This is a genomic window from Bacillus sp. AFS031507, assembly GCF_002584635.1.
Taxonomy (GTDB): domain Bacteria; phylum Bacillota; class Bacilli; order Bacillales; family Cytobacillaceae; genus Neobacillus.
In genome coordinates, this window is record NZ_NUOW01000037.1 from 1 (window position 1) to 10055 (window position 10055).

At 34.1% G+C, this 10055-nt stretch carries 12 protein-coding genes and 4 pseudogenes; 9 read left to right on the forward strand and 7 right to left on the reverse strand.

What is annotated here, in order from left to right:
• Nucleotides 1-83 precede the first annotated feature (83 nt).
• A pseudogene (locus COE25_RS26015) lies at nucleotides 84-236 on the reverse strand (TetR-like C-terminal domain-containing protein); the annotation flags it as partial.
• A gap of 341 nt (nucleotides 237-577) precedes the next feature.
• Nucleotides 578-670: pseudogene (locus COE25_RS32525) on the reverse strand (integrase); the annotation flags it as partial.
• A 174-nt stretch (nucleotides 671-844) separates the two neighbouring features.
• Between COE25_RS32525 and COE25_RS31045 the strand changes: the two are divergent.
• Nucleotides 845-994 (forward strand): hypothetical protein, encoded by a 150-nt coding sequence (locus COE25_RS31045; protein WP_155928528.1) that lies wholly within the window; start codon nucleotides 845-847, stop codon nucleotides 992-994.
• A gap of 80 nt (nucleotides 995-1074) precedes the next feature.
• Here COE25_RS31045 and COE25_RS26025 read toward each other — a convergent pair.
• Nucleotides 1075-1374, reverse strand: a pseudogene (locus COE25_RS26025) (DUF3224 domain-containing protein); the annotation flags it as partial.
• A gap of 282 nt (nucleotides 1375-1656) precedes the next feature.
• Nucleotides 1657-1845 (reverse strand): hypothetical protein, encoded by a 189-nt coding sequence (locus COE25_RS31870; protein WP_257208971.1) that lies wholly within the window; start codon nucleotides 1843-1845, stop codon nucleotides 1657-1659.
• Between the two features lie 187 nt (nucleotides 1846-2032).
• On the opposite strand from COE25_RS31870, the gene COE25_RS26035 reads away from it, so the two are divergent.
• The 4 genes from COE25_RS26035 to COE25_RS26050 all read left to right on the forward strand — a co-directional run bounded on the left by COE25_RS26035 (nucleotide 2033) and on the right by COE25_RS26050 (nucleotide 3930).
• Nucleotides 2033-2410 carry a hypothetical protein gene (locus tag COE25_RS26035; RefSeq protein WP_098934693.1) on the forward strand — a complete coding sequence of 126 codons (378 nt, stop codon included), beginning with the start codon at nucleotides 2033-2035 and terminating at the stop codon, nucleotides 2408-2410.
• A 158-nt stretch (nucleotides 2411-2568) separates the two neighbouring features.
• Nucleotides 2569-2913 (forward strand): hypothetical protein, encoded by a 345-nt coding sequence (locus tag COE25_RS26040; protein ID WP_098934694.1) that lies wholly within the window; start codon nucleotides 2569-2571, stop codon nucleotides 2911-2913.
• A 165-nt stretch (nucleotides 2914-3078) separates the two neighbouring features.
• Nucleotides 3079-3489, forward strand: a complete 411-nt coding sequence (locus COE25_RS26045; RefSeq protein WP_098934695.1) for a hypothetical protein — start codon at nucleotides 3079-3081, stop codon at nucleotides 3487-3489.
• A gap of 153 nt (nucleotides 3490-3642) precedes the next feature.
• On the forward strand, nucleotides 3643-3930 hold the full coding sequence (locus COE25_RS26050) for a hypothetical protein (protein ID WP_257208972.1): 288 nt from the start codon (nucleotides 3643-3645) through the stop codon (nucleotides 3928-3930).
• 420 nt (nucleotides 3931-4350) lie between these two features.
• Here COE25_RS26050 and istB read toward each other — a convergent pair whose 3' ends face one another.
• Nucleotides 4351-5109, reverse strand: coding sequence for an IS21-like element helper ATPase IstB (gene istB, locus COE25_RS26055; protein ID WP_098934696.1), 759 nt, complete (start codon nucleotides 5107-5109; stop codon nucleotides 4351-4353).
• Nucleotides 5106-6626 carry an IS21 family transposase gene (istA, locus tag COE25_RS26060; RefSeq protein ID WP_257208973.1) on the reverse strand — a complete coding sequence of 507 codons (1521 nt, stop codon included), beginning with the start codon at nucleotides 6624-6626 and terminating at the stop codon, nucleotides 5106-5108. Before istA ends, istB begins: the two co-directional genes overlap by 4 nt.
• A 157-nt stretch (nucleotides 6627-6783) precedes the next feature.
• On the opposite strand from istA, the gene COE25_RS26065 reads away from it, so the two are divergent.
• Complete coding sequence (locus COE25_RS26065) at nucleotides 6784-7197, forward strand: SMI1/KNR4 family protein (protein ID WP_306572984.1); 414 nt, start codon at nucleotides 6784-6786, stop codon at nucleotides 7195-7197.
• A gap of 138 nt (nucleotides 7198-7335) precedes the next feature.
• Here the strand turns inward: COE25_RS26065 and COE25_RS26070 are convergent.
• Nucleotides 7336-7650: pseudogene (locus COE25_RS26070) on the reverse strand (luciferase domain-containing protein).
• Nucleotides 7651-7908: 258 nt separating this feature from the next.
• Between COE25_RS26070 and COE25_RS26075 the strand changes: the two are divergent.
• From COE25_RS26075 to COE25_RS26085, 3 genes are all read left to right on the forward strand, one after another.
• The gene (locus COE25_RS26075) at nucleotides 7909-8205 is read left to right on the forward strand and encodes a hypothetical protein (RefSeq protein WP_098934699.1); all 297 of its coding nucleotides are present in this window, start codon (nucleotides 7909-7911) and stop codon (nucleotides 8203-8205) included.
• Between the two features lie 413 nt (nucleotides 8206-8618).
• Nucleotides 8619-9224: a pyridoxamine 5'-phosphate oxidase family protein gene (locus COE25_RS26080; RefSeq protein WP_257208974.1), complete on the forward strand. Its 606-nt coding sequence runs from the start codon at nucleotides 8619-8621 to the stop codon at nucleotides 9222-9224.
• Nucleotides 9225-9374: 150 nt separating this feature from the next.
• Complete coding sequence (locus COE25_RS26085; protein ID WP_098934700.1) at nucleotides 9375-9833, forward strand: 2-thiouracil desulfurase family protein; 459 nt, start codon at nucleotides 9375-9377, stop codon at nucleotides 9831-9833.
• Nucleotides 9834-10055: the final 222 nt, after the last annotated feature.

The following is a 10055-nucleotide window of genomic DNA, read 5'->3' on the forward strand; positions in this document are numbered from 1 at the left end:
ATTGAGGGAGGTTAGTTGAAGAAGCAATATTAATAATAAAGGGACAGTACCTGCTTTTTTTAGGCACTGTCCCTTTTACTAATTTATGTTTTTAACCCAGCAGCAAAGAAGGGACCATTAACTGTAATGGTCGATAAAATACGAGCCATTTCTTGAGGGGATTCTTTCATGTCACTATTCAACCATTGTTGAATAACTCCTATATGTGCAGACGCAATATAAGAAACTAAATATTGTCATGGAACAAGTTAATTTTCCTCCTTGATAATTGACGGGAATAATTTTAGTAACAAAACCTATTTATACACCTATAAAATTAAACTATGAAATATTGTGTAAAAAGTAAATAAACATTAGAAGAAGAATTTGTGTTAAAAATAGAACCAATCTTCTGATCTTCCGCATTCGGGTGCTTTTCTTTAGTAAGAAGGCGTTTATTTTAAACGCCCCTACACATTAATGGATTAGATATTGTTCAAGTAAAAAAAAGATTGTGAAAATTCTCACTTATACTAACGGGTGCAAGACTTGAAGAAAAGCAATGCATTTTTTTAGGATTGCTTTTTTGTGTCCCTTTTTAAAAATACTTCCTATAAAGCTCTTGCCTTAAACTCCCACTTAACTGTGCATATATCCTCGTAGTCTCACTTTTCTTATGACCTAAATTTAGAGAAATTATTGACTCGATTCTCGAATTTGAAACGGTTGAGACTATTCAACTATCGAGCAGTTTAGTGAAAGAAGAAACCATAATGAGCATTTGAATAAAGTTATAAATTAAACACAAAATGAAAAGGGAAATGAATATCCTAATATAAATTAGATGAAATGTAGGAGTGAAAGTATGGATAAAAACAAAGGGAAAACACCAAATGTTTCAGGAAGTTTTCAAGTGATTGAAGATGACCGAAAAGAAACTATTGAGGAATTGAGAAAAGACAACAAATTAGATGAAGAAACGGAATACTACGCACGAATTTTTATGGAAGAATAGGTGTTTCTTTCAACAAGTGGATTGTAATACAAGAAGAGCTGGCTAATATTGCTAGCTTTTTTATTATTCAACTAAAGGTGCATTGTTGCTGGAGAATCTAGATTTCCTTTATCAAATATTCCTTGCTCTATAGCTGTAAATGTCCCCTGTTTTCCCTTGTAAGTTCCTTCGAAATGCAGAAATCCGGAAATTTTAGAAGTGGCTAAGTGACCATCATCTATAGTAGAGTCTATATAAAATAATAAATATTCAACAAAGGCTTTTCCTGTTAATTCACCCTCAATATCATATTCAACATGGGCAATATTAATAGGGAATTCTTTTCTAGTGTCGTCTACTGGCTTTTCATCCCATTTGCTTACTGTAAATGTTACCTCCATACCTAAATCTCCCTTCATTATTAAATAGTAATTCACCTCCAGTATAATATCCAAAAAGTACCATTATTAATAATAGAATAAGATTGTTTTATTAATTTTTCTTTACGAACCACAGGCTTCCCTTAAGTATTCGATTTCTCTTTCCGTTAAAAATTTTGGGATTCGTTTTCCTACTTTAGGTTCTTTTAATTTAGAAACCGGATTCTTTAAAAAATGTCCTTCCTCGTGTGACCAACGGAAAAGTGATTTTATAAAACGTATACGGTGAGCTAAGCTGGATAGCTATAGATTTTCACTTGACTTTGCCAAGTATTCTTTTAATTTGATAGTAGTAATGGTTTCGAGTTTTACAACCTCAAAATACCGTATCACCAACAACGCTTGAAGTTTATAGGCATTTAAAGTCTGTTGGGAGAACCCTTCAATTCGTTTATCAGATTCATAAATTTCCCAGGCTTTTGATAATAGCAAAATACATCTCTCCATAAAAATTCTATTTTTAGAGGAATTATTAACCTGATTATTAAATTTGATACAGTACGGCAATCTTCAACTAACGGAGCCGGTTAGTTCGATAGCTAATAATTTCCAGTAGAAAATGTAAGTTGAATTTTGAGAAAATAGACTTTGGAAGACAATAAACGAAGGCGGTTATTTAATGAAGAAAAACTTTTTTGCGATTCTAATGTATACGTTAGGTATTGTCGGGTTAATCATTACATTATTTATAATTAATAAAAACATTGATAATTCATTTGCCACTAAATTTGTACTTGGTTATTTGATTTTTCTTGTTTTATTTGTTTTTTATTTCGTAATTGGAACGATATTAAATTTAAGGAAGATTGAATGGGTTGATATAAGAAAAAGATTATATAAATTCATTATTAGCTTTGTCCTAATTAGTTGTCTCGGTTTGATTTATTACTACTTTAAAAAACCATCAGAAATAAATTTTCAAAAGGTTTTATTTTTGCCTTTCGCTATATCACTCGGTTCAGCTTTTTCTGATTTACCTTTCATCAAGAAAAAATAACTATTAACTTGATTAAGGCTATCGAATGCAAGTGTTGAAGTTCCAGCTACCATTGCAATTTGGTGGCTTTGTCGTATTCAGCTAACTGGCAGTTTACTTTAGTTAGAACTAGTTAAAAATATAGTATTGAAAATTATTTTGTTTAGGCTGTGATTGGAATGTCAAATAAGGAAGAATTGCTTAAAATTATAAGTGAACTCGAAGATGACAAGATTAAAAAAGTCTTGAAAATAATTGAGCAGATGAAAAATTATGAACAAGAATATCATATTTCGTTTGAGGATTTTAAGCATAATCAATGGAGAATTGACTATTGGGAAAAAGCTCTTGAGGGAAAAGAATTTTCTTCCGTAGATCCCTATGGGGATACACATTTTTTTAAACCAAAAGAAGAAATGGACGTTAGGATGTTTTATGACCTTGCATTAAAAGATTTTCAGGAAAGCAAAAGGAGATTAAATCTATTATTAGATTTAAAAAACTTTTATGACCCTGCTATTTAACTGATGGTTCAGCATAGATTGTGAAGAAATATACTTAAACAAACTGGTGTAAGAGTTTAAAGATCCAGCTGCCATTTTGGCAGCTTTTCTTGTTGCACAAAGGGGCAGTATAGTGGAAGAAGAGGTATTATTATTTTCCATATAATTGTTATAGGAAGTGAAAAAATGTCTTTTTTTTATATAATGTTCATACTTGGAACCTTGTTTGTAATAGCCGCAGTATTTGGCTTTATTAATAATATTGGTATAGTTAAATGCCTTGGATACTTATTTATTGGTGTTTTACTTTTAGCGGTTACTCTTCCAAGCCTAAAATATGTTGTGCTGAAGGAATATGATGTCGTTAGTGGGAAGTGTGTTATCGAGATAGATTCATCAGGTCGTTCTTCTGAAGCGGACTTTAATATGCTTAATACTGGTGAGGTGTTTACTTTCAAAGATATTCCTGACCTTGATGCTTACGGAAAGTCAATCCCTTATTATTGTAGAGTGACAGTGACAAAAGACCATAATTTTGAAATTGGTTATAAAATATATGATGCCAAAACACGAAAGTTAATATTAACAAGTAAATAGTTTATGTCAGTTATAAATGATTAAAAATGTTCTTACCTCTTTTTATTCTTAATAGATACTTCAGTTTGTAAATAAATGATATTATAGCTGATGAAGGAATTTGAATTTTCTTCCAGAATATAATTACTCAATAATATGAAGGGGGAAAAATAATTGACGGCAATTATGGTAGCATTAGCGATGGTAATACTGGGTTCAGTAGTTGCTTGGCAATTTAGCAAAGGAAAGTCGATAAAAAGAAAGTATATCATTTGGGGTATTACCATTATGGTAGCAATCGCACCCTTCCTTTCATTTTCAATCGGCTTAACATATGCATTTATTGTTAGAAATGGTTGGGCTGGATTAATTATGTGGGTCTTGTTTCCAATTATTTTCATCTTGGGGTTTATTGTATTATTGGTTGGTGTCTTTAAAGAAAAAGGAACAGAAGCAATGTAGAATTATTTGCTTAGGGTGAGTATCTAGTTTGTGAAGAATTATACTTATACTAACGGGTGCAAGAGTTAAAGATTGGGATGGCTACGGCGATCCCTATTTTTATTGCACTAACGTGGCAGGTTAGTGGAAGAAGGAAAGGACAAAAATAGGGCGAATAAAATACTTAGGCTGTCTAAAACAGTTAATAAAGATAAAGGAATATAAAAATGGAAATTAAACTCTTGATTGATAAAATAAAAAAATTGCCAAACTGTTTGGTTCATCCTCCAACTGTATTTGTCAATATTAATTTGAGCCAGAGTGATCACTTCAAAAGTGAGCCACTTCATTCTGAGTTATTTCCATATTTGGAGGGGGATTGGGAGTTTAGGGTATCTTGCCCCTCGAGGCAAGATACCTTAAACTCCTCGCGCGCCCAGACTACTGGTCGCTATCATCCCTTTGTTTCATACTTTGTCTAAATCGATACGATTCTCCATTTAGGAGGAGGATATGGGCCCTATGGGTTAGTCGGTCTAGTAGGGCTGCGGTCATTTTTTCATCTCCAAATATAGAGGTCCATTCCGTAAATTCTAAATTCGTAGTTATCATGACGCTAGCTCGTTCGTAGCGGCCGGCAAAGAATTGGAACAAGAGCTCAGAACCAATTTTCGTGAATGGCACGTAGCCGAGTTCGTCTATGATGATCAGATCAAATTTGAGCCATCTCTTCTCCAATGCACCTAGCTTGTGTTCTTCATTTGCCAAAAGTAATTCTTCTACTAATTCTGCAGCCGAGATAAACTTAACCTTATAGCCATTTTTAATCATTTCAAGGCCGAGCCCCATTGCCAGATGCGATTTTCCCGTCCCACTGTTTCCTAAAAATATTATGTTCTCCTTCTTCTCCACAAAATCTCCCTTTGATAGAGTCAGAAATCGATTTCGGTTTAGACTTGGCATCAAACTAAAATCATAGCTATCTAGTGTTTTCTGGACTGGAAAAGCAGCTTGTTTAAGCCTTCTTTGTCTTTGGTTTTCTTCTCTAGCCTCTGATTCTGCTTCTAATAAAGCCAATAGAAATTCCTCATAACTCAAGTTACGATCCTCAGCCTCTCTTGCGAGAGAACGGTATTGTGCAGCGATAGTCGGAATCCGTAGTTGTTTAGTAAGGTGGTCTAAAAGTAATTCAGTTGTCATTTCCTAGTGCCTCCTGTTAATTGACCGTACTGTTCTATATTGGATTTATTCACTTTGTAATCTAGAAGATTGACTGGTGTTTTATCCGTAGGAAGAGTACTGATTGGTATGTGCTGGTTTGTAAGCCTTTGTATGATTTCATGGACTTTCTCATATCGGAAAACTTGCGTTGTCTCTGCTTCCAATAAGGCTTTCGTTAAATTATCCATACCAATATTACGATGGAGGAGGAGAAGTCGAATGAACTTCCTATCACCTACAGATCCTTCCTGCTCGCGCATTTTCAAATGGAATCTCTTGAATACATCAGGGATTTCAGTGGATTGGAATGCGTGAGCATCCCGGATTGCCCGAGGTTTTTTTAGTAATACTTCCAGGTAATGATCAAGAACTGTAATCATCTGATTACGTTCATAAGAACGAATATGTTCTGCGATCACATGGTTTTGAGCCACAACGATTACACGATCGACAAAAATTTTTGCCCATACAGCTTGACCAGCATAGCTGCAGGGTACAGAATAACGATTTGTTTCCACTGTAATAAGGGAAGTTTTATTAACTTTGCCCGATAGAAGCTTACAAGCTTCAAACCTGATTGTAGGAAGAGGATGAAGATACTCTTTTTCTTTCTCCCACATTTCAAGGACAGTCTCTGATTTATTAGGGACGTGAGTCCTTCCAGCTTCCTTTAAACACCACTCTTGTAGATATTCGTTTAGTTCATTCATAGATTGAACCTCAGGGCGAGGCACCAAAGCATTCCGTCTTACATATCCAACTGTGCCTTCGACACGACCTTTTTCGTTGCCACTTGCTGGATTACAAAATTCAGCTTTAAACACATAATGAGCCTGGAGTCCTATAAAGGCCTCTTGTTCTAGACGATCTCTGCCTTGTAGGATTTTTAGTACCGCAGTTTTTAGATTATCAAGTAGACCTTCTGTTGGAACTCCTCCTAAGAACTCAAACGCATGAACGAAGCCATCCAGGAATGCTTCTTGTTTTGCATGAAGATATGCTCGCACAAACCGCATACGACTTGCGGAAAGTTGAACGCAGAAGAGGTTAATGCGTTGTGTTCGACCCTGTAGAATGATATCCGCCTCTCCCCAGTCGAATTGGAATTGGTGGCCGAGTTGAAAATCAAGTGGTATATATACTTCCTGAATTTGTTGCCTGCGTTTGGCTACTATTTTACGAATGTTGGAGGCAGAGCCTTTAAAATCATATTCATCTTGTAACCTATTAAAAATTTTGATAGCTGTGTGCTTTTGTTTTTTCCAGCTTTTCATGTCATCTTCTAGCCATTGATCAATAATGGGAATAACTCGTTTCGTCTCTGGTGAATACTCTTTAGTCCCATATACTTTTTTTCGATGGACTGTTGTTGGAGCTGTATCTTCTTTAAGATATTTACTTACAGTGTTTCTTGAAATCCCAAGTTTTGTCGCAATTTGCCTTTGCGATAAACCTTCAACCTCTTTTAAAAATTTGATATTATGAAATTGAGCCATTTCGATCATCCTTTTCGTCCTCTCATATGAAGTTAGTTTGGTCACTTCCTATCATAAGAGAGGTTAATAGAATTGGAAATCATGTGGCTCATTTTTAATGTGATCAAAATATATAAAAGTGGCTCAAATTTAAATTATCAAAAACACTCCAACAGGCATTCCTGATGTAGAAAAAGAACACACCTTACCAAACGATTTAAAAGAATTTTATAAAATCTGTGAGGGAATTGATTTATTTATTGACTGTGATTATGCAATAAAAATTGTTTCTCCTCAAGAGTTTGTATTAGCAAACCCAGTAATTATCGGTGAAAGAGCTGAATATGATATATCTTCAAATTGGTACATAATTGGCGATGATATGAATGGTGATTACATAACAATTGACCTGGATAAGTCACGTTTAGGACGATGTTATGACAGCTTTTGGGATGTTCACGGTGTTGCTGGAAGTTGCCCTATTGTCGCAACTTCTTTTACGGAGTTATTAGAAAGGTTAATGATGAATAAAGGTCAACATTGGTATTGGGTTCAAGATGATTTTATATCTTTGGGAGATGCTTATGATTAATAAATATTAGTGCTTGTTGTACTAACGGATGCATTAGTTTAAAAAGCCTAGAGGGACTTAGACATTTGGAAGTCCCTTATTTATATTAAAGTTAACAATAATATTCAACAGAGCCTAAGTCAAAAATTAACTTTGGTTTCAATCTAATTTTTTTACTAACCTATCGTACTGTAACCGAAAAAGATGAATGACTAAAGTAATATCATCTTTGCTTTTAATGTAATAACTAATCCATCCAGAATCATGTAAAACATGATGTGGTTGAGCCAGACCTTTTTTTTAAATATCATCTCTGATTGATTTTGGAAATGGAAGATCGGCTAATGTGTCCCCGTGAATGTGACCTAATACTTTGTTTTTATAATTAAATTCAATCCCACCAAATCGATGTGGCTTCTCAGTCACACCTTCCCAGCTGAGAATTTCTTTTTTAATCATACCGATAATGGACAAAGCATCTCACTCCTTAAAAATCGTGTATTTTACTAAATAGAATACGATTTTTCTTTAAAATTTGTCTCAATCCAAAGTATGAATTTATATACGAAAATGGTTTAATATAGGTTGTCTAGACGTTAGCTTTTAAAGTTAATTGCTGATAAGCGACTTATGTTAGTTCCTCTTGAACTGCAACAAGGGGAGTTTTTATACTGCGTCTTATTGTACTAACGGAGCAGGTTAGTTTATAAATTTACATGGGATGTGAAATCTATGGCAATTAGATTAAGGGAAAGAAAATTCGTTCCTATACTACTTGGATTCCTAACAGCATTGGCTTTATTTATCGCTGTAGATGAAGGAATTGAATCTACAATGGGAGACATTTTATTTTATTCATATTTGGTAATCCCAGTGGTCTTATTGCTTTTAGGAATTTATCAATTCAAAAAGAAGAAAAACAAACAATTTTTAATCTACACAATCTCGGTAATATCAGCGGTCATAGTAATTCCTTTTACGTACCCTGCGTTATTGTTTGTAATTGCAGTATCATTGCATCAATATTAGTAAATCGGAATTGGAATTTGCAAATCAAGTTGATAATTTAAAAATAAAAGGACTTTGAGAGTGCGATGATTCCGATTGTGGTTCATTTTATCTTTCTGAGTCTGTAGATCAAGAGGATAAACTTGAGGGCTTTTCATTTGAAGGAATAGGAACAATCGAAGTTTATGATGGTAAAATTAGCTTTATTGAAATTTTTCCAAGTAATTATGGTTATCAAATACGTTCAATATTAAAGAAATACAAAGTTGCTTATTGAAGTAACGGGTGCTTGAGTTGAAGAACGTAAGGAGTTGCTTTGGCAGCTCTTTTTTTATTTCTCTTCAACTTACTAAGCAGGTTAGTGGAAGAATTGAATAATACCTAACAACAATGTGTTAAGATAAAAGGCAGATTAATGAAAGGGTTGAGATAAAGTGTCAAGAGGGGAACATTTACTGCAAGAACAACATGGAACTATAAAGAAAGCTTCCACTTTTTATGAAAACCAAATGCTTAATTACCTAAATGATATGATGACAGACTTTATAACTAAGCAAGGTATGATGTTTATTGCAACAGCGGATTCTAGTGGAAACTGTGATTCCTCTTTTAGAGCTGGCTCAGTGGGTTTTGTAAGGGTTATTAATGATAAAACATTAATATATCCTGAATACAAGGGGAATGGTGTTATGGCAAGTTTAGGAAACATAATTGAAAACCCCCATATCGGATTAATGTTTATAGATTTTTTTGAGCATTCCATTGGGTTACATGTTAATGGTACAGCCTCTATTATAGAAAATGGACAATTAGCCTCATTAAAAATGACAGAAAAGTTAATGAATGATATTAAAGAAAAAGAAGGAAATAGACCAGAACGTTGGGTTATTATCAAAGTTGATGAAGCTTATATTCACTGTTCAAAACATATCCCAAAGCTAAAACAGATGGACAAAAAAATATATTGGGGAACAGTTGATGAAAAACAAAAGGGTGGGGATTTTTTCAAAAACAAAGTAAAAAAGATTAAAAATAATTAAATTAATTCAACTCTCGGGTGCAAGAGTTCAAGTTCAGTAGCTGCTTCGTCAGCTTTTTTTGCTTGTTCGACTAACGGATCAGGTTAGTTCAACAAAGAAATTTTTGATAAAATTTATTAAGGAAGATTTATCCTGAAGGGGGTTAGAAATATGATATTGGTGAGTTCCTGCTTAGCGGGGTTGAAGGTGAGATATAACGGCACGCACAGTTTAAATAATGAAATAACTAAACTTATAGAAGAAAATAAAGCTATTACAATATGTCCAGAATTACTCGGTGGATTTTCAACTCCCAGAGAACCTGCTGAAATAATAGTTGGAACCGGAGAAGATGTACTCGATGGAAAGGCTAAAGTAATTGAAAAATCAGGAAAAGATGTTACGGAACTTTACATAAAAGGAGCTTATGCTACACTCGAAAAAGCTTTAGAAATAAATGCGACTCTAGTGGTCCTAAAGGAAAATAGCCCGTCCTGTGGCAGTTTAAAGATTTATAACGGCGAATTCATTGGTAAAAAAATTGAAGGGATGGGTGTTACTTCTGCTTTATTAAAAAGAAATGGATTAAGAGTAATTTCAGAAGAAAAATTTGCTGAAACCTTTCTTTAGTTGCTGGCTTCAAGCATTTCTAGAGCTTAAATAAGCAGAGACTGTTTGTCCACAAATAACCTATGAGAAATTATTTAGAAAAATGCAACATCTGTTTTCAAAGGAAAGTTTGTGAAGAAATGTACATAAAGTAACGGGTGCTTAAGTTGAACAAGGGGTTGCTACGGCAGCCCTTTTTTCTTGTTCAACTAACGAAGCAGGATAACGAAGCAGGATAGCATT